The organism is Dactylosporangium sp. NPDC049742 (genome assembly GCF_040674675.1).
Classification (GTDB): Bacteria; Actinomycetota; Actinomycetes; order Mycobacteriales; family Micromonosporaceae; genus Dactylosporangium; species Dactylosporangium maewongense.
This window is the reverse complement of the sequence record NZ_JBFANF010000029.1, coordinates 135368-153175: the sequence shown is the minus strand read 5'-3', so window position 1 is coordinate 153175 and position 17808 is coordinate 135368. Positions and strand designations below refer to the sequence as shown.

At 72.7% G+C, this 17808-nt stretch carries 17 protein-coding genes; 9 read left to right on the top strand and 8 right to left on the bottom strand.

All coding sequences use genetic code 11. From position 1 onward, the window contains the following. Both AB0J72_RS31350 and AB0J72_RS31345 read right to left on the bottom strand, forming a co-directional pair. Positions 1-242 (bottom strand): hypothetical protein (locus AB0J72_RS31350; protein ID WP_363404836.1); only part of this gene is annotated, 242 nt, incomplete at its 3' end. Between the two features lie 115 nt (positions 243-357). After that, positions 358-2076, bottom strand: coding sequence for a dihydroxy-acid dehydratase (locus tag AB0J72_RS31345; protein WP_363404834.1), 1719 nt, complete (start codon positions 2074-2076; stop codon positions 358-360). A 28-nt stretch (positions 2077-2104) separates the two neighbouring features. On the opposite strand from AB0J72_RS31345, the gene AB0J72_RS31340 reads away from it, so the two are divergent. Both AB0J72_RS31340 and AB0J72_RS31335 read left to right on the top strand, forming a co-directional pair. Continuing rightward, complete coding sequence (locus tag AB0J72_RS31340) at positions 2105-3118, top strand: alcohol dehydrogenase catalytic domain-containing protein (protein WP_363404832.1); 1014 nt, start codon at positions 2105-2107, stop codon at positions 3116-3118. A gap of 803 nt (positions 3119-3921) precedes the next feature. Then, entirely contained in the window at positions 3922-4590 is a 669-nt protein-coding gene (locus AB0J72_RS31335) for a hypothetical protein (protein ID WP_363404830.1), read from the top strand. Between the two features lie 16 nt (positions 4591-4606). Here AB0J72_RS31335 and AB0J72_RS31330 read toward each other — a convergent pair whose 3' ends face one another. Genes AB0J72_RS31330 through AB0J72_RS31320 form a run of 3 tightly spaced genes read right to left on the bottom strand, consistent with a single transcriptional unit; the run spans position 4607 to position 6869 of the window. Next, on the bottom strand, positions 4607-4843 hold the full coding sequence (locus AB0J72_RS31330; protein WP_363404828.1) for a hypothetical protein: 237 nt from the start codon (positions 4841-4843) through the stop codon (positions 4607-4609). Further along, entirely contained in the window at positions 4840-5928 is a 1089-nt protein-coding gene (locus AB0J72_RS31325; RefSeq protein WP_363404826.1) for a type VII secretion target, read from the bottom strand. Before AB0J72_RS31325 ends, AB0J72_RS31330 begins: the two co-directional genes overlap by 4 nt. Beyond that, the gene (locus AB0J72_RS31320; RefSeq protein WP_363404824.1) at positions 5925-6869 is read right to left on the bottom strand and encodes a LysR substrate-binding domain-containing protein; all 945 of its coding nucleotides are present in this window, start codon (positions 6867-6869) and stop codon (positions 5925-5927) included. The genes AB0J72_RS31325 and AB0J72_RS31320 overlap by 4 nt, the downstream gene beginning before the upstream one ends. A 111-nt stretch (positions 6870-6980) precedes the next feature. On the opposite strand from AB0J72_RS31320, the gene AB0J72_RS31315 reads away from it, so the two are divergent. From AB0J72_RS31315 to AB0J72_RS31305, 3 genes are read left to right on the top strand one after another with little or no spacing between them, the layout of a single operon-like run. Next, the gene (locus AB0J72_RS31315; protein WP_363404840.1) at positions 6981-7658 is read left to right on the top strand and encodes a succinate dehydrogenase cytochrome b subunit; all 678 of its coding nucleotides are present in this window, start codon (positions 6981-6983) and stop codon (positions 7656-7658) included. Further along, positions 7655-9592 (top strand): fumarate reductase/succinate dehydrogenase flavoprotein subunit, encoded by a 1938-nt coding sequence (locus tag AB0J72_RS31310; protein WP_363404822.1) that lies wholly within the window; start codon positions 7655-7657, stop codon positions 9590-9592. Before AB0J72_RS31315 ends, AB0J72_RS31310 begins: the two co-directional genes overlap by 4 nt. Beyond that, positions 9592-10338 (top strand): succinate dehydrogenase/fumarate reductase iron-sulfur subunit, encoded by a 747-nt coding sequence (locus AB0J72_RS31305; protein ID WP_363404820.1) that lies wholly within the window; start codon positions 9592-9594, stop codon positions 10336-10338. Before AB0J72_RS31310 ends, AB0J72_RS31305 begins: the two co-directional genes overlap by 1 nt. A 752-nt stretch (positions 10339-11090) precedes the next feature. Here the strand turns inward: AB0J72_RS31305 and AB0J72_RS31300 are convergent. Next, on the bottom strand, positions 11091-12641 hold the full coding sequence (locus tag AB0J72_RS31300; protein WP_363404819.1) for a GGDEF domain-containing protein: 1551 nt from the start codon (positions 12639-12641) through the stop codon (positions 11091-11093). A 269-nt stretch (positions 12642-12910) separates the two neighbouring features. Between AB0J72_RS31300 and AB0J72_RS31295 the strand changes: the two genes are divergently transcribed. The 3 genes from AB0J72_RS31295 to AB0J72_RS31285 all read left to right on the top strand — a co-directional run bounded on the left by AB0J72_RS31295 (position 12911) and on the right by AB0J72_RS31285 (position 16107). Then, positions 12911-13747 carry an undecaprenyl-diphosphate phosphatase gene (locus AB0J72_RS31295; RefSeq protein ID WP_363404817.1) on the top strand — a complete coding sequence of 279 codons (837 nt, stop codon included), beginning with the start codon at positions 12911-12913 and terminating at the stop codon, positions 13745-13747. 150 nt (positions 13748-13897) lie between these two features. Continuing rightward, positions 13898-14860, top strand: a complete 963-nt coding sequence (locus AB0J72_RS31290; protein ID WP_363404815.1) for an RNA ligase family protein — start codon at positions 13898-13900, stop codon at positions 14858-14860. After that, positions 14845-16107: a cysteine desulfurase-like protein gene (locus AB0J72_RS31285; RefSeq protein ID WP_363404813.1), complete on the top strand. Its 1263-nt coding sequence runs from the start codon at positions 14845-14847 to the stop codon at positions 16105-16107. The genes AB0J72_RS31290 and AB0J72_RS31285 overlap by 16 nt, the downstream gene beginning before the upstream one ends. 59 nt (positions 16108-16166) lie before the next feature. Here AB0J72_RS31285 and AB0J72_RS31280 read toward each other — a convergent pair whose 3' ends face one another. Continuing rightward, on the bottom strand, positions 16167-16604 hold the full coding sequence (locus AB0J72_RS31280) for a hypothetical protein (protein ID WP_363404811.1): 438 nt from the start codon (positions 16602-16604) through the stop codon (positions 16167-16169). 161 nt (positions 16605-16765) lie between these two features. On the opposite strand from AB0J72_RS31280, the gene AB0J72_RS31275 reads away from it, so the two are divergent. Further along, positions 16766-16912 carry a hypothetical protein gene (locus AB0J72_RS31275; protein ID WP_363404809.1) on the top strand — a complete coding sequence of 49 codons (147 nt, stop codon included), beginning with the start codon at positions 16766-16768 and terminating at the stop codon, positions 16910-16912. Here AB0J72_RS31275 and AB0J72_RS31270 read toward each other — a convergent pair. Next, the gene (locus AB0J72_RS31270; RefSeq protein WP_363404808.1) at positions 16902-17807 is read right to left on the bottom strand and encodes a pyridoxamine 5'-phosphate oxidase family protein; all 906 of its coding nucleotides are present in this window, start codon (positions 17805-17807) and stop codon (positions 16902-16904) included. The two genes, AB0J72_RS31275 and AB0J72_RS31270, sit on opposite strands and share 11 nt — an antisense overlap. Position 17808: the final 1 nt, after the last annotated feature.

Sequence of the window (17808 nt, the reverse complement as noted above, 5' to 3'; positions counted from 1 at the left end):
TGGTCCGTCTCGGCCGAGGAGTGGTCGTAGGAGGTGAAGTCCGACTCCTCGTACCGCGCGCCGCTCGGGTCCGTGTACGACACCTGGTGACCCTGATCGAACGACGTCGACTCAGCCGCCGCGTGGTCCTGCTCGTACACACCGAACTGCGAGTCGTAGTTGCTCTCACTCGCGTCGACCTGGTGCAGCTGGTCCAACGCCTCGTGCTGCTCACCGGTCTCGATCTCGCCGTACTCGCTCATCTCAAGTCCCTCTGTATGTCGGTGGTTCGCGAAGTGTTCCTTGCGATGCACCAAACATTACGGAGCCGCTGACCTCGCCGAATCACGGAAACGTGCCAGCGCCGCCGGGGCAGGGTCAGTGGGATTCGCGGCTGACCTGGGGGCCGGAGGAGCCGAGCAGGAACGAGCAGTCGGCGCCCGTGTCCGCGCCGAGGACGGTGTCGACGTAGAGGCGTTCCCAGCCGCGGGCGGGGCGGGCCAGGGCGTCGAGGAGCGCCTGGGACGGCGGGCGGGCGTCGAGCTCGGCCTGGGGCACGTCGACGGTAAGCGTGCGGCCGGGGACGTCCAGGACGACCATGTCGCCGGTGCGGATGCGGTTGAGGGGGCCGCCGGCCGCGGCCTCGGGGGCGACGTGGAGGACGACGGTGCCGTACGCGGTGCCGCTCATCCGGCCGTCGCAGATGCGGACCATGTCGCGGACGCCGGCGCGCAGCAGTTTCTCGGGCAGCGGCATGTTGGACACCTCCGGCATGCCCGGGTAGCCCTTCGGGCCGCAGCCACGCAGTACGAGCACGGTCGACGCATCCACGTCCAGCAGTGGGTCGTCGATGCGGGCGTGGAAGTCCTCGATGGAGTCGAAGACGAGCGCTGGGCCGCGGTGCTGGAGCAGGGCGGGCGTCGCGGCGGCGGGTTTGATGATCGCGCCGGCGGGGGCCAGGTTGCCGCGCAGCACAGCGATCCCGGCGGCAGGCAGTACAGGATCCACTCGCGGGCGGATGACCGAGTTGTCCCAGATGGACGCGCCCTCCAGCGACGACACGAACGGCGCGCCGGTGACCGAGAGCGCAGCGGGCGACAGCAGGTCCAGCACCTCGGACAACACGGCGGCAAGGCCGCCGGCCCGATGGAGGTCCTCCATGAGGAACCGCCCCGCCGGCTGCAGGTCCACCAGCAGCGGCACGCCGGCGCCGATGCGGTCGAAGTCGTCGAGGCACAGCGGTACACCCAGACGACCGGCGATCGCGAGCAGGTGCACCACGGCGTTGGTGGACCCGCCGGTCGCCGCGAGCGTGACGATCGCATTGTGGAAGGACTCGGCGGTCATGACGGTCGACGGGCGGCGCTCGGCGTGCACGAGGTCGACGGCGAGCCGCCCCGACGCGTGCGCGCGGGCGAGGAGCCGGCTGTCGGCGGCGGGGATGCCGGCGGTGCCGGGCAGCGTCATGCCGAGCGCCTCGGCGAGCAGGCCCATCGTCGACGCGGTGCCCATCGTGTTGCAGTGCCCGCGGCTGCGGATCATCGACGACTCCGAGTCGAGGAAGCCTTGCGAGCTGAGCGTGCCCGCCCGTACCTCCTCCGACAACCGCCAGACATCGGTGCCGCAGCCGAGCGGCGCGCCCCGGAAGGTGCCGGTGAGCATCGGGCCGCCGGGGACGACCAGGGCCGGCAGGTCGACCGACGCGGCCGCCATGAGCAGCGCCGGGATCGTCTTGTCGCAGCCGCCGAGGAGGACCACGCCGTCGATGGGGTTGGCGCGCAGCATCTCCTCGATCGCCATCGCGGCCATGTTGCGCCACAGCATCGCGGTCGGGCGGACCTGGGTCTCGCCGAGGGAGACGACGGGCAGGTTGTGCGGGACGCCGCCGGCCTCCCAGACGCCGCGGGCGACGTGCTCGGCGACCTCGTCGAGGTGGCGGTTGCACGGCGTCAGGTCGGAGGCGGTGTTGGCGATCGCGATCTGGGGCCGGCTGCCGTCGAGCGCGTCGGCTGGCAGGCCGCGCCGCATCCAGGCGCGGTGGATGTACGCGTTGCGGTCGTCGCCGGCGTACCAGTCGGCGCTGCGCAGTCGTGTCATGGCACCTGCTTCCCGGAAGATGGGGAACGTGCGCGCATTCGTCATCATCGGCCCCGGCCGGGCCGAAATCCAGGACGTCCCGGAGCCTGTCGCCGCGGCGGGACAGGTCGTCGTCGACGTGGAGCGCGCCGGCGTGTGCGGCACCGACGTCGAGTTCTTCACCGGCGAGATGTCGTACCTGCACGACGGCCAGGCCGAATACCCCATCCGGATCGGGCACGAGTGGTCCGGCGTGGTCCGCGAGGCCGGCCCCGGCGTCGACGCGAGCTGGGTCGGCCGGCGCGTCACGGGAGACACCATGCTCGGTTGTGGCGGCTGCTTCAGGTGTACGAGCGGGCGCCAGCATCTCTGTGCGCACAGGCACGAGATCGGCATCCGCCACGGGTGGCCCGGGGCCCTCGCCGAGCGGCTCCTCGTCCCGGCCCGGGCGCTGCAGGCGCTGCCGCCGCAGGTCGGGCCGGCGCTCGGCGCGCTCGTCGAGCCCGGCGGCAACGCCCTGCGCGCGGTCCGCGGCGCCGGCGTCCGGGCCGGCGAACGGCTGCTCGTCCTCGGGCCCGGCACCATCGGGCTGCTCGTCGCGCAGATCGCCGCCGCGCAGGGCGTCGAGGTGCACCTGCTGGGTGTGACGGCCGCGTCGGTCGAGTTCGCCCGCGGGCTCGGCTGCGGCGCGGTGTGGACCGCCGCCACGCTGCCGGCGCTGCGCTGGGACGCGGTCGTCGACGCCTCCAACGCGGCGACGTCGCCGGCGGCCGCGCTCGACCTCGTGGAGCCGGGCGGCCGGGTCGTGTACATCGGGCTGTCCGGCACGCCGAGCCTGCTCGACTCGCGGACCCTCGCGTTGAAGGACGTGACCGCGGTCGGCGTGCTCAGCGCGTCCGGCGGGCTGGCCGGCACCGTCGAGCTGTTCGCCTCCGGTGCCGTCGACCCGCGGCCCCTGGTCGCGGCGACGATCGGCCTGTCGGAAGCGGCGTCCGCCCTGTCCCCCGCCCGGCCGGCCGCGTGGGGCGCCGCTCCGAAGATCCACATCGACCCTTCGCTGTGAGCCGTTGTCCACAAGCACCGCGTTGTCCACAGGGCGCGACGGCCAGGCGGCGCTTCTCTCACCCGTCTCCCTGGAATCCCTTCCTGGAGCCTCTCCCGGGGCTTCTCTTTGGTGCCTCTCCGGGTAATCCAGGCGCAAGCGCCTGGATCTATTCGACATTTCCCCATTTGTCGGTGCGGTGAGTCCCCGGCACCACCCGCCGGCAGCGGCAGGGAGTTACGCGACCCGGCCAAGGTCGCACCAACACCGCGGCGCCAGCGACACAGCCCAGCTCGGCGCCCAGCGGCGCGATGATCGGAGGACGGAAGCGGTCGTGATGGCGGCCGCAGTCGTCCTTTGATCAAGCCGACGGCACGGAGACCGGCGTTGCGACTGTGGTGCCCGCGCCCGGCAACCGGTCGTGGTCGCAGCTTGTCCGCCGGGGTCGTCTTCGATCTGTGAATCCGCCTGCGGGTCGGCTGTCGTTGTGTTGCGGTCCGCGTGCGGGTTCGCCGATCCAGATGGTCCAGCGCCGTCGAGGGCGTCATTCGGTGCTTCCACACCGTCGTTGGCTTTCACAACCCATCCACATCACACCAACCGCCGACGCCGCACCCGCCGTCGTTGGTTACAACCCGTCCACGTCGCACTGGCCGTCGGCGCCTCAGTTGTCGCTGTGGTTCACAAACCGACGGTGCTGGGTGGGTTCTGGTCGGTCGACCCCTAGGGGCAGGTTCAGTGAGGAACCCGCATGTGTTGCCGGGTGATTCGGGGGAGGCTGTGGGCCTCGACATCCTGGTGTCCGGGGATCCTGGAGGACGACGATGCGTGCTGTTCCCGCCGCTGCGGTCGCGGTGCTGCTGCTGGTGTCCGTTGCCGGGTGCGGGTTCGGGCCGCGGGAGACGGCGTCGCGGCAGTACCGGGTCGAGGAGCCCGTCGCGGCGCTCGTCGTCACCGGCGACGCGGTGAACGTCACGGTCAAGACCGGTGACGGGCCGGTGACCGTGGTCGAGCGGCGGCGATGGCCGAGCGGCCGGGCCGCGCCGCAGGCGGCGCATCGCATGGAGGCGGGCAGGTTGGAGCTGACATCCACGGGCTGCCGGCGCTGCGAGGTCACGCTGACCGTGACGGTGCCGGCGGCGACCCGTACCGAGATCCGCATCGACGACGGCGAGGTGACGCTGCGGGACCTGGCCGGTGACGCGTCCGCAGTGGTCGAATCCGGCGAGGTCACCGGGTCGGGGCTGCGCGGCGCCACCTACCGCGTGGTCGTCGACTCCGGCCGGATCGAGCTCACCCACGCCACTTCCCCCACCGACGTCGTGGCCACCGTCGACACCGGCGAGGTCGACGTGCGGGTCCCGGCCGGCGCCACGTACGCGGTCCGCAGCGACCGTGGTCTGTCCGATGTGGACGTCGTCCGCGACGAGTCGTCCCCGCGCACCATCACCGTCAACGTCGACACCGGTCACGCCGTCGTCCATCACTCCTGACCCGTGGCGCGCCCGCTCAGCCTCGCGCCTCGCCTCGCTCGGGGACGGTCCGCCGGGCCTCGTCAAGGGCGGCCTCGAGCGTGGTCTCGAGCGTGGCTTCCAAGGCTTCGGTGAAGGCGGGGTGGGTGGCGGCGGCGCGCAGGGTCGCCTCGCCCGACAGGACGGTCGTGGCGAAGGCGTGCAACGGGTCGTCCGGCGGGCGCAGCTCGGCCAGGCGGCGCAGGATCGCCCGCGCCACCGGGTCGGCGGTCATCGCGGGACCGCCGGGTGGTGGTACGGCGGCAGGGACGGCAGGCGGGTCACCTCGGCGCCCGCCCGCACCGCCTCGATCTGGGCCGCGATCAGGCGGAACGTGGTCTCGGCAGCCCCATACAGCCGGGAGATCTCCTGATAGAGGCGGATGGCCTGCCACGTGTAGAACCCGACGGTGGCGTAGCCGGTGAGGGCGCCGATGCCGGTCTCGATCGTGGCGGTGCCGACGACGCCGGCGACGCTGACGATGATGAGCGCGTCGATGAGCTGCTCGACGAGGCCGCCGGTCGCCTCGTACAGCTGCCGGCACGCGTCGACGGCGAGCGGGTAGAGCCGCGCATACTCGGCGCAGGCCGGGCCGAGGGCGGTCGCGGCGCCGCCGAGCAGCAGCTGGAACTCCTGCTCGGCCTCGGCGGCGTTGCCGCCCCAGACGGCGGTGACGTCGGCGGCGCCGGTGACGAGGTTGCCGCCGATCGTGCCGGCGGCGGCGCCGATGTGCGGCCACGCGTGCATGCAGTGCTCATAGGCCCGCCAGTCGCCGCTGTACGCGGTGAGCCACGGCTCGAACGGGTCGACCCCGAACAGCCAGACCGCGACCTGCCGGATCCACGCGGCGGGGCTGAGCAGGTCGGTGAGCGGGTTGAGCGTGAACGCGTCGGTCTGCGGCTCGTAGACGGGCGCTGCCAGTACAGGAGCGGCATGGGCGAACGGGGTCCGCGACGGCAGCAGGTCGGGCCGTGACTGGTGCAGCGTGCCGCGCAGCCCTCGCGGGTCGGTGGCGCCGGCATAGGTGGCGTCGAGCGCGGCCGCGGCGGTGTGGTCGGCCGCCACATAGCCGCCGGCGGCCAGCGCGACCTGGCCGGCGGCGCCGTCGCTGAGGTCCCGCAGCCGGCCGAGGGCGGTGGTGACCCGGTCGTAGGCCTTGCCGTGCGGGTCGGCGACGAGCATCAGCAGCCCGCGGCGGTCCCAGCTGAGCGAGCAGTGCCGTCGCGTGTAGACGAGCGTGTCCCGGGCGTCGCCGCCAGCCCCCGCGAGCATCCCGCTCAGTGCCCGCATCCCGCTCGGATCGACGTGGAAATCGTTCACCCCGGCCTCCCCCTGACCTCGGTTGACGGGGACTCTAGCGCTTGCACGCGCCGCACCCCGGGGGTCTGCACGGTCTGTTCCAGCAGCATCGCGCGCAGTGCTCGCGCCGCGTGGGACAGCACGGCGCCGCGCGGGTTGGCGAGGGCGATGGTGCGGTGCACACCGGGCGCGGCGAGGGGCGTGGCGCGCAGCAGCGGCCGGTTCACCAGGGCCATGCTGGGCACGAGCGCGACGCCGAGGCCCGCCTCGACGAACGCGAGGACCGCGTCGAGCTCGCCGCCCTCGACCGCGTACCGCGGCGTGAACCCGGCCCGCCGGCAGGCCTCGATGGTGACGTCGCGCAGGTCGTACCCGATGCGGAACATCACCATCGGGGTGTCGCGCAGCTCGCGGAGGGTGAGCATCGTCGGCAGCTGGTGCACTGAGGCGACCACGAGGTCCTCGCGCAGGAACGGCACGACGTCGAGGGCGGGGTCGGTGCCGTGCGCGGAGGCGACGATGAGGGCCAGGTCGAGCTGGTGCGCGACGAGCCCGGCGACGAGGTCCTGGGAGCCGCCCTCGTCGACGTGCAGGGCGATGTCGGGATGGGCGGCGTGGAAGCGGCGCAGCACCGCCGGGACGAGGGACGTGCACAGGCTGGGTGTGGCGCCGAGGCGGACCCGGCCGCGGCGCAGCCCGACGACCTCCTGCACGGCGTCGCGGGCGGCGTCGGCGTCGGCGACCATCCGGCGGGCGAGCGGCAACAGGGTCTCGCCGGCGGTGGTGAGCATGACGCCGCCCCGGGAGCGGTCGAACAGGGGTGCGCCGAGCGTCGCCTCAAGCGTGTGAATTTGTTTACTCAGTGTCGGCTGGCTCACTCCCAGCGCCTCGGCCGAACGCGTAAAATGTCCCGATTCGGCCACTGACACGAAGTATCGGAGCTGTTGCAGCTGCACGCTCATAGCCTACGGCTATCGAGACTGAGTGCTTCATGCATTGGACGAATGAAAATGGCGGTCCTTACCGTCGAACGCGTGGCGGTAGATACAGCGGTCAAGCCCATCGCGGCGCCCATGAAACCGAAGAAGCGCAGGTCGTCCGTCGGCCTGAAGCTCCTCATGGCGGGCACCGGCCTGCTGCTCGTGCTGTTCCTGTTCGCGCACATGGCCGGCAACCTGAAGATCTTCGTCGGCGCGGACGCGTTCGACCACTACGCCCACTGGCTGCGCGACATCGGCACCCCGCTGCTGCCGAACACCTGGTACCTGTGGATCCAGCGCGGCGGGCTCACCCTCGCCGTCGTGGGCCACATCGCGGCCGCGGTGGTCCTCGCCCGGCGGGCCAGGCTCGCCCGCCCGGTCCGCTACGCGCACCGCCCCAAGGTACAGGGCAGCTACGCGGCCCGCACGATGCGGTGGGGTGGCGTCATCATCCTGCTGTTCGTCGTGTTCCACATCCTCGACCTCACCACCGGCACGGTGAACCCGGTCGGCGACGCCCAGCACCCGTACGGCAACGTGGTCGCGGACTTCGCGCCGGCGCGCTGGTACGTGACGCTCTTCTACACCCTGGCGATCGTCGCCGTCGGCTTCCACCTGCGGCACGGCATCTTCAGCGCGCTGCGCACCCTCGGCCAGCAGACGCCGCGCGGTGAGCGACGGGCCCGCGCGATCGCCCTCGTCCTGTCCGTCGTCCTCGTCGTCGGCTACCTGTCGGTGCCGTTCGCCGTGCTGATCGGAGCGGTCAAGTGAACTACTGGAGCGAGGGCGACCCGATCGCCGACACCGCGGCGCCCGACGGGCCGATCGAGACCCGCTGGGAGCGCCGCCAGTTCGCGGCCAAGCTGGTCAACCCGGCCAACCGCCGCAAGCTGACCGTCATCGTCGTGGGCACCGGTCTCGCCGGCGGCTCCGCGGCCGCGACGCTCGCCGAGGCCGGCTACAAGGTCCGGTCGTACTGCTACCAGGACAGCCCGCGCCGCGCCCACTCGATCGCCGCGCAGGGCGGCATCAACGCCGCGAAGAACTACCGCAACGACGGCGACTCCGTCTACCGGCTGTTCTACGACACGGTGAAGGGCGGCGACTTCCGCGCCCGCGAGTCCAATGTGTACAGACTGGCGCAGGTCTCGGTGAACATCATCGACCAGTGCGTCGCGCAGGGCGTGCCCTTCGCCCGCGAGTACGGCGGCCTGCTGGACAACCGCTCCTTCGGCGGCACCCAGGTGTCACGGACCTTCTACGCCCGCGGCCAGACGGGCCAGCAGCTGCTGCTCGGCGCCTACCAGGCCCTGGAGCGGCAGGTCGCGCTCGGCAACGTCGAGATGCACACCCGCCACGAGATGCTCGAGCTCGTCGTGGTGGACGGCAAGGCCCGCGGCATCGTCGTGCGCGACCTGGTCACCGGCGAGATCTCGACCGAGTTCGCCGACGCCGTGGTCCTCGCGTCCGGCGGCTACGGCAACGTCTTCTTCCTCTCCACCAACGCCAAGGGCTGCAACGTCACCGCGTCGTGGCGGGCGCACCGCAAGGGCGCGCTGTTCGCCAACCCCTGCTACACGCAGATCCACCCGACGTGCATCCCCGAGTCCGGCACGCACCAGAGCAAGCTCACGCTGATGAGCGAGTCGCTGCGCAACGACGGCCGGGTGTGGGTGCCGGTCCGCGCCGGCGACGACCGCGTCCCCGCCGAGATCCCCGAGGACGAGCGCGACTACTACCTCGAGCGGATCTACCCGTCGTTCGGCAACCTCGTCCCGCGCGACATCGCCTCCCGCGCCGCGAAGAACGTCTGCGACGAGGGGCGCGGCGTCGGCCCCGGCGGCCTCGGCGTCTACCTCGACTTCGCCGACGCGATCGCCCGGCTCGGCCGCGACGCCGTGGAGGCCAAGTACGGCAACCTGTTCGAGATGTACGAGCGGATCACCGGCGACGACCCGTACATCACCCCGATGCGCATCTATCCAGCTGTGCACTACACGATGGGCGGGCTGTGGGTCGACTACGACCTGCAGTCGACGATCCCCGGCCTGTTCGTGGTGGGTGAGGCCAACTTCTCCGACCACGGCGCGAACCGGCTCGGCGCGTCCGCGCTCATGCAGGGCCTCGCCGACGGCTACTTCGTCCTGCCCAACACCATCAACGACTACCTGGCCTCCGGCCCGTTCCCCGCGCTCTCCGCATCCCACCCGGACGTGGCCGCGGCCCACGCCGCCGTCTCGGAGCGCATCGCCGCACTGCTTGCCGTCGACGGCGACCGTACCGTCGACTCCTTCCACCGCGAGCTCGGCCACATCATGTGGGAGTACTGCGGCATGGAGCGCACCGAGGAGGGCCTCACCAAGGCGATCAGCCTCATCCGGTCGCTGCGCGAGGAGTTCTGGACGCGGGTGAAGGTGCCGGGCACCGGCGAGACGCTGAACCAGAACCTGGAGCGGGCCGGCCGGGTCGCGGACTTCTTCGAGCTCGCGGAGCTCATGTGCGTCGACGCGCTGCACCGCGCGGAGTCGTGCGGCGGGCACTTCCGCGCCGAGAGCCAGACCCCGGACGGCGAGGCGCTGCGGCACGACGACGAGTTCTCGTACGTCGCGGCGTGGCAGTTCACCGGGACCGGGGAGCCGCCGGTGCTGCGCAAGGAAGCGCTCGACTTCGAATACGTCCACCCGAGCCAGCGGAGCTACAAGTAATGAACCTCAAGCTGCGCGTCTGGCGCCAGACCGGCCCTTCCTCCCGCGGCCGCATGGTCACCTACGACGTTACGGATATTTCGCCCGACGCCTCATTTTTGGAGATGTTGGACGTTCTGAACGAGCGCCTGATCCTCGAAGGCGAGGAGCCCATCGCGTTCGACCACGACTGCCGCGAGGGCATCTGCGGCATGTGCGGCATGATGATCAACGGCGTAGCACACGGCCCGTCGCGCGCCACCACCACATGCCAGCTGCACATGCGCCACTTCAAGGACGGCGAAACCATCGACGTCGAGCCGTGGCGGGCCGCCGCGTTCCCGGTCGTGAAGGACCTCGTCGTCGACCGCGGCGCCTTCGACACCATCATTCAGGCCGGCGGCTACATCAGCGCCCCCACGGGCGCCGCCCCCGACGCCCACGCCACCCCCGTGCCGAAGGCCGACGCCGACGCCGCCTTCGAGGCCGCGACCTGCATCGGCTGCGGCGCGTGCGTCGCCGCGTGCCCCAACGGCTCCGCGATGCTCTTCACCGCCGCGAAGGTCGGCCACCTCGGCCTGCTGCCACAGGGCCAGCCCGAGCGCGACACCCGCGTCGTCGGCATGCTGGCAGCCCACGACGAGGCGGGCTTCGGCGGCTGCACCAACACCGGCGAGTGCACCACCGTCTGCCCCAAGGGCATCCCGCTCACCCTCATCGGCCGCCTCAACTCCGACTACCGCAAGGCCGTCACCAAGCGCGGCTGACACCTCCCCACGCACCCGGGCGCCCCGGCCGGCCCACGCGCCCGGTCGCGTCGGCCGGGGTCGCGTGCCCTGGCCGGTACCGTGCCCGGTCCAGCCCCGCGCTCGGTCCAGTCCCGCGCCCAGCCAGGGTCGCGTGCCCGGCTGAGGCGCGTGCCCGGCTGAGGCGCGTGCCCGGCCAGGGTCGCGCTCCATGCCGAGCGTGCGCGACCGGCTGAGGGTGCGCGACCGGGCAACGGCATCCGGAGCCTGGTTCAGGCGTGACTGCGGGCCGGAGCGGGGCTGGTGTTGGCGGCGCAGCCTGTCGAGCACCGCACCAGCCACCAGACGCGCCAAGCCCCGGCCGGGTCAGGTCATGTGCCAGGTCAGGTCGTATGCCGGGTCAGGTCATGTGCCAGGTCAGGTCGTGCGGCGGGTCAGGTCGTGCGGCGGGTCAGGTCGTGCGTCGGGTCCGGGTCGCGCGGCCAGGCGGGCAAACCCCCCCGGTCACGCGCGCGGGCGGGCGCGGGTGAGCGGGCGGGTCAGGTCGCTCGGTCGACGGTCGTCGGACGCCGGGATGGTCGTAGCGGGGGCCGCACGTCGACGTCGGGGCGGTGCGGCTCCGCTTTCATGCAACCGTACCTCCGACCACCTAATCGATCTTCAATCTCGTCACAGGATCGCCACGCTCCGTCGAAACCAGATGGTCCGGCCGCGTCGTCGGTGCCGCGTTCGGCCGCTCTGATGGTAAGGGTTGCGCGGCGCCGGAAACGGGGTCAGGAGGGGTCGGCGAGGACGCGGTTGCGGCCGGAGCGTTTCGCCGCGTACAGGTTGCGGTCGGCCTGGCTGAGCAGGGCGGCCGAAGTGATTCGGCCGTCGGGGGTGCTGGACACGCCGATGCTCACCGTCACCGGCAGGTCGCCGGTCAGTTCGGGCCACGGGTGGCGCTGGATGGCGGACCTGACCCGTTCGCAGCGGGCGACCGCCTCCTCCGCGCCGGCGCCGGGCAGCACGATCACGAACTCCTCGCCGCCGAGCCGGGCCACCGTGGCGGGCTCGTCGACGGCGCCGGCCATGACGGAGGCGACGCGCTGCAGGACCAGGTCGCCGACCTCGTGCGACAGGGTGTCGTTGATCCGTTTGAAGAAGTCGATGTCGACCAGGGCCGCGGACACGGCCTCGCCGCGCTGCTCGGCGCGGCTGAGCAGGGCGGGCAGCTGCGCGTCGACGAACCGCCGGTTGTACAGGCCGGTCAGCGCGTCACGCAGCGCCATCTCGCGGAAGCGGACCGTCTCGCGCTGGCCTTCGCGGCTCTCGAACACCAGCTGTGCGAGGCGGGCCTGCTCCTCCCGTTCGGCGGAGCGGAGCGCCTGGGACTCCTCGTCGTAGCGGCACTGCTCTACGTACGCCTCCCGGAAACGGCCGCTCGCGGCGTGGAGGCGGGCCAGTTCGCGGCGGGCCCTCGCGCCGACGTCGACCATGCCGCGCTGCTCGCTCAGGGCTCGGCACCGGTCGACGGTGGCCCTGGCGCGGTCGAGCGCGCCGGCGAGCCGCTGCGCCTCGGCGAGGGTCAGCAGCACCTCGGGCAGCATGTTGCCTTCCGCGTCGCGGCGGGTGGAGGCGGGGTCGACCAGGGGCAGGAGGGTGCGCTCGGCCTCCTCGAACCGGCCCTGCAGCAGCTGTACGCGGGCGACCGTGTCCAGGTCCGGCGGGCGCAGCTGCACGCCGGTCCGTTCGACCAGACGGCGCATCCGCTCGACCAGTTCGCCCGCGGCGGCCGCGTCGCCCGCCTGGTACGCCGCGTACGCCATGTTGTTGAGCACCGAACGGCTCAGCTCGTGGTCGCCGGCGGCCGCGGCGATGTCGAGCGCCTCCGCGTGGTAGGGGGCGGCGTCGGCCCGCGACACCACGTCGACGGACAGGGCGAGGATGACCAGGTGCGCGCCGCGGATCAGCGGCGGTACGTGGTCCGGCAGGTGGTCCACCGACATCAGCGCGTGCCGCCGCGCCTGCGCGTTGTCGCCGAGGCAGGTGTGCAGGATCGACAGCAGGAAGTGGGTGCGCGCGAGGACGTACTGGTCGTTCTCGAGGACCGCCCACCGGTGGACCTCGTGCAGCAGCGGCGCGGACGCGGTCAGCTCCCCGCCGCGGGCGAGGGCGTCGGCGATGACGAGCCGGGCGCGGGCGGCGAGGTCGTCGCGGCCGAGCTCGACGGCGGCGCGCTCGGCGGCCTCGGCCTGCTCCCGGTCGGCGGTGCGCCGGTCGACCTCCATGCCGAGCACGACGGCGGCGACCCTGTCGGCGCTGATCACTGCTGTGCCAGTCATGACCGCCACGATCGGCACGCCGCGCCCGTACCTGAGCGCGGCACCCCGCCCGCCACCGGAGCGCAACGCCACACGGCGCCGCGCAAGGACGCAACACAAGGACGCCGCGCAAGAACGTCAGGCAACGACGCCACGCGAGGACGCCACGCGAGGAACCCGAGCGCGGCACCCGGCGCCGCGCCGCGGACGCCACGCCCGGGACCTGAGCGCGGCGGCCGGGCGGGTCCGCCTAGGATCGTGCGGACGTCGGCGGCACGAAGGAGGGTCCCGTGGAGATCTGGCAAGCGGTCGTGCTCGGCGTCGTGGAGGGCGTGACCGAGTTCCTCCCGGTCTCCTCCACGGGACACCTGACCATCACCGAGAAGCTGATGGGCATCCCGATCGACGACAAGGGCGTCACGGCGTTCACCGCGGTCATCCAGGTCGGCGCGATCATCGCCGCGATCATCTACTTCCGCACCGACATCGTCCGGTTCATCACCGGGTTCGTGAAGGGCCTGCGCAGCGCCGAGGCGCGCCAGGAGACCGGCTGGAAGATGGCGATCAACGTCATCATCGGGTCGCTGCCGATCGCGGTCATCGGCCTGCTGTTCAAGGACCTGATCGAGGGCGAGCTGCGCAGCCTGTGGTTCGTCGCCGGGGCGCTGGTCGTGTGGAGCCTCGTCATGGTCATCGCCGAGCACCTCGCCACGCAGAAGGTCGGCGAGGCCGACCTCACCTGGAAGGACGCGCTGATCATCGGGCTGGCGCAGTGCATCGCCCTGATCCCCGGCGTGTCCCGGTCCGGCGCGACGATCAGCGTCGGCCTGCTGCGGCACCTCGACCGGGTCACCGCCACCCGGCTGTCGTTCTTCCTCGGCATCCCCGCCCTCGCCGCCGCCGGCATCCTGGAGGGCGTGCAGCGCGCCGGTGAGGTCAGCGAGACCGTCGGCTGGGGCCCGGCCGCGATCGGCACGGTCGTCAGCTTCGTCGTCGCGTACGCGTCGATCGCCTGGCTGCTGAAGTTCGTCGCCAGCAACTCCATCGCCACGTTCGTCTACTACCGCGCCGCCGTCGGCGGCATCATCGTCGCCCTCCTGTGGGGCGGCGTCATCAGCGCCACGTAAGCAACGCACGGCGGCGTCATCAGCGCCACGTAAAGCAACGCACGGCGGCGTCATCAGCGCCACGTAAAGCAACGCAAGGGCAAGACACACACAAGCGCGTCCCGGAAAACCCCGAGACCGCGGCAGGTCCGGGTCGCGATACTGCTGCGCATGCGGCACGTGGCGTACCCGAAGATCCCGACCGCCCGGCAGCTCGGCAGCGGCCGGTCCGGCGGCGGGCCGTGGATCGTCACCGAGAAGGTCCACGGCGCACAGCTGGTGATCGTGTCGGACGGCCGCGTGACGAAGGTCGGCAAGCGCAAGGCGTGGCTGGACGGCGACGAGCCGTTCTTCGGCTGGCAGCTGCTGCGCCCCGCGCTCGAGCAGGCGGCCCGGTCCGCTCTTGCCGAGGGGGCGGCCACGGTACGGGTGTACGGCGAGCTCTACGGCGGCCACTACCCGCACCCGGACGTGCCGCCGGCGCCTGGCGCGACCGCGGTGCAGACCGGCGTCTGGTACGCCCCCGACGTGCGGTTCGCCGTCTTCGACGTCCTCGACCACGAGCGTCCCGACGACGCCGGCGTCTACCGGACGTACGCCGGAGCCGCCCGGGTCGCCGCCGAGGCCGGTCTCGACGTGGTGCCGCTGCTCGGGCACGGCACCCGGGCGTCCGTCGACGCCGTGCCGACCAGGTTCCAGACGCGGCTGCCGCTCGTACACCACCTGCCGCCGCTGGAAGGGAACCTCGCCGAAGGGGTCGTGCTGCGACCCGACGCGGCGCTCGGCCCGCAGGACCGGACCGTCGTCAAGGTGAAGATCGCCGAGTTCGACGAGCAGCGGTTCGGCGAGAGCCTGCCGTGGGACCCGCACGCCCGGATCCCGTTCGCCGACCTCGCGCGGGTCGCCGCCGGGCTGGTCAACGGGCCGCGGGTGGCGAGCGCCCGGTCGAAGGTCGGCGCCGGCCAGTCGACGGTCGGCGCCGGCCCGCTCGTCGACGAGATCGTGCTGGACGTGCTCGTCGACCTGTCGGAGGCGTACCCGGCGGCGGTGGCGGCGCTCGACGCAGACGGGCAGGCGGCGATCGAGGCCACCGTCCGCGAGGCCGCTATCGTCGCCGTATGCCGTTCGACGTAGCACGGATCCGACAGGCCCACCCGGCGCTCGCCGAGGGGTACGCCCACTTCGACGGTGCCGCCGGCACGCTGGTCGCGGAGCCGGTGGCGCGGGCCGTCGCCGGTGTCCTCGGCGGTGCGGTGAGCAACCGGACGACCGCGTTCGCGCCGGGCCGGCGCGCCCTCGCGATCGTCGACGCGGCCCGCGCCGCCGCCGGTGACCTCCTCGGCGCCGACCCCGCGGGGGTCGTGTTCGGGCAGAGCGCCACCACGCTGGTCTACACCGTCGCCCGCGGGCTCGCCGGGACCTGGGAGCCCGGCGACAACGTCGTCGTGACCCGCCTCGACCACGACGCCAACGTGCGGCCGTGGGTGCAGCTGGCGTCGGCGATGGGCGTGGAGGTGCGGTGGGCGGCGTTCGACCCGGCCACCGGCGCGCTGCCCGTCTCCGCGTTCGAGCCGCTCGTCGACGCGCGGACCCGGGTCGTGGCGGTGACCGCGGCCAGCAACGCCATCGGCACCGTCCCCGACGTGCCCGCGATCGCCGCGCTCGCGCACGCCTTCGGCGCCGTCGTCCACGTCGACGGGGTGCACGCGACCGCGCACCTGCCGGTCGACGTGGCCGCGCTCGGCGCCGACTACTACGTCACCAGCGCCTACAAGTGGTCCGGGCCGCACCTGGCCGCCTGCGTGGCGGCGCCGGCGCAGTGGGAGCGGACGGCGATGCTGAAGCTGCTGCCGTCGTCCGACGCGGTGCCGGAGCGGTTCGAGCTGGGCACGCCGAGCTTCGAGCTCCTCGCCGGCTTCACAGCGGCGGTCGACTTCCTGGCGACCCTCGACGACGCCGGGCCGCCCGACAACGCTGGGGCGCCCGACAACGCTGGGGTGCTCAACGACGCCGGGGCGCTCGATGGCGCCGCGTCGCGGCCGCGCCGGGAGCGCGTGCTGCGCTCGATGGCGGCGGTCCACTCGTACGAGACGCTGCTCTTCGAACGGCTCCTCGACGGCCTGTGGTCGATGCCCGCGGTGCGGGTGCTGCCCGCGCCGGCCGGTGGCTGCCCGACGGTGTCCTTCCGGGTCGCCGGCGAGGACCCGGCGACGACCGCGGCCCGCCTGGGCGACCAGGGCATCTGCGTCTTCTCCGGCGACTACTACGCCGCCGAGTACTTCACCGCGATGGGCCTGCGCGAGACCGGCGGGGCGGTGCGCGCCGGGATCTACCACTACACGACGACCGACGAGGTGGACCGCCTGCTCGCCGCCCTCTGACATGGCTACGGCCGGCCACCGTCGGTGGCCGGCCGCGCGCCAGGGGGGTTGCGGTGCTGCTAGTTCGAGGCGACGCCGAGCTCGGCGGTGCCGCCGCCGTTGCCGCCGTTGATCTCGGTCATCGAGGTGAAGGCGGAGTCGAGGCGGGCCTGGAGGGCGTCGAGCTGGTGGAACTCGCTGGAGGACGCCGACTCGGAGCCCTCGGCGGCGAAGATGTGGTCGGTCTCGGCGGCGGAGTGGTCGTACGAGGTGAAGTCCGACTCCTCGTAGTGCGCGCCGCTCGGGTCGGTGTAGGACACCTGGTGGCCCTGGTCGAACGAGGTCGACTCGGCCGACGCGTGGTCCTGCTCGTACACGTTGAACTGGTTGTCGTAGTTGCTCTCGCTGGCGTCGACCTGGTGCAGCTGGTCGAGGGACTGGTGGTCCTGCCCGGCCTCGTAGTTGCCGTAGGTGTCGCCGCCGTCGTGGCCCGTGTCGCCGGTCTCGTAGTCGCTCATGTCCATCTCCCCTGGTTGCTGTGTTGGCGTGCCGCGTTGTTGAGATAGACGGTAGGTCCGCGGGGAGCGGCGCGAATCCCGGATACGTGCCAGCGGGTGTTTCGGCTCCGGCGGCCTCGGGAACCCGCTTGCTCAACCGTTCCCCCCACCGGAGGTTCCCCATGTCGGCACAGGCCGTCCTCTATCTCGTCGCCATCATCCTGCTCGCCGTCGCGGCGCTGCCGGTGCCGTCCCGCGGCTTCAACCTGGCGATCCTCGGTGCCGCGTTCGCGCTCCTCGCCTACGCGTGGCCGGTCGTCAGCGCCTGACCCCGCGCGGGTCGGGCGCGTCCGCCGCGGCGACGAGCGCGGGGTGCTCGCCGGTGACGACGGCCGCCGGGTGGAAGCGGACCCGGCGGCCGGTCACCTCGTCGGGTGCGCCGGTGCCCGGCTCGGTCCACTCGACGGCCGCGGTGCCTGACAGCTGCAGCGTGCGGCCGGTCGCGAAGTCGGGCACCAGCAGGGCCGCGGACGGGTCGGTGGCGAGGTTGCCGAGGCTGTTGAACATGTTGTTGCCCGGATAGTCCGGCCACCACAGCCCGCCGTCGCCGGCCCGCAGGAACCCGCGCGGCCCACCCCGGTGCGAGGCGTCGGCGCCGCGGTCGGGGTGCGTGGTGCCGAGGAAGAACGTGTCGGCGCCGCGGATCGTGGCCTCGCCGTCCGCCGTGAGCGCCTCCGCCACCGTGAACGTCCCGGGCACCGCCCCGCCCGGCGCCGTCGCACTCATGAGGCGCCGGGGGTGGATGTACTGGGGGCAGTTGCCGAACGCCTCGGCGACGTCGACGATCAGGCCGCCCGCAGTGCCGGTCAGGGCGCCGGTCAGGGTGCCGTTGACCCGCATCCGGCGGCGGGTCGCGAAGTCGATCGCGATCAGGCCCACCCGCTGGCCGGCGGGGAGGTCGTGGAGCGGGTCGCCGGGCGCGGGCACCGCCGCCACCCGCAGCGTCTGCCCGAGCCCGGCCAGGAACCCGGGCGGGCCGGTCAGCGCCGAGACCCAGAGTCGGCCGTCGCGGTCGCGGCCGGTGAGCGCGGCGAGGGTCCGCTCCGCCAGCCACCCGCCCGCACCCCGGCTCAGCCCGCCCGGCGCGAGCATGCCGCTGAGCCGGGCCGCCTCGAACCGCACGCCGGCCCGCTCCTGGACGCTGAGCTCCCCTGCATGGAACACC

Bases quoted from the DNA above. Each gene is read 5' to 3' on its own strand.
- AB0J72_RS31345 (WP_363404834.1), bottom strand. From the start codon at position 2,076: ATGACACGACTGCGCAGCGCCGACTGGTACGCCGGCGACGACCGCAAC.
- AB0J72_RS31335 (WP_363404830.1), top strand. From the start codon at position 3,922: ATGCGTGCTGTTCCCGCCGCTGCGGTCGCGGTGCTGCTGCTGGTGTCC.
- AB0J72_RS31330 (WP_363404828.1), bottom strand. From the start codon at position 4,843: ATGACCGCCGACCCGGTGGCGCGGGCGATCCTGCGCCGCCTGGCCGAG.
- AB0J72_RS31320 (WP_363404824.1), bottom strand. From the start codon at position 6,869: ATGAGCGTGCAGCTGCAACAGCTCCGATACTTCGTGTCAGTGGCCGAA.
- AB0J72_RS31315 (WP_363404840.1), top strand. From the start codon at position 6,981: ATGAAACCGAAGAAGCGCAGGTCGTCCGTCGGCCTGAAGCTCCTCATG.
- AB0J72_RS31305 (WP_363404820.1), top strand. From the start codon at position 9,592: ATGAACCTCAAGCTGCGCGTCTGGCGCCAGACCGGCCCTTCCTCCCGC.
- AB0J72_RS31300 (WP_363404819.1), bottom strand. From the start codon at position 12,641: ATGACTGGCACAGCAGTGATCAGCGCCGACAGGGTCGCCGCCGTCGTG.
- AB0J72_RS31290 (WP_363404815.1), top strand. From the start codon at position 13,898: ATGCGGCACGTGGCGTACCCGAAGATCCCGACCGCCCGGCAGCTCGGC.
- AB0J72_RS31285 (WP_363404813.1), top strand. From the start codon at position 14,845: ATGCCGTTCGACGTAGCACGGATCCGACAGGCCCACCCGGCGCTCGCC.
- AB0J72_RS31280 (WP_363404811.1), bottom strand. From the start codon at position 16,604: ATGAGCGACTACGAGACCGGCGACACGGGCCACGACGGCGGCGACACC.
- AB0J72_RS31275 (WP_363404809.1), top strand. From the start codon at position 16,766: ATGTCGGCACAGGCCGTCCTCTATCTCGTCGCCATCATCCTGCTCGCC.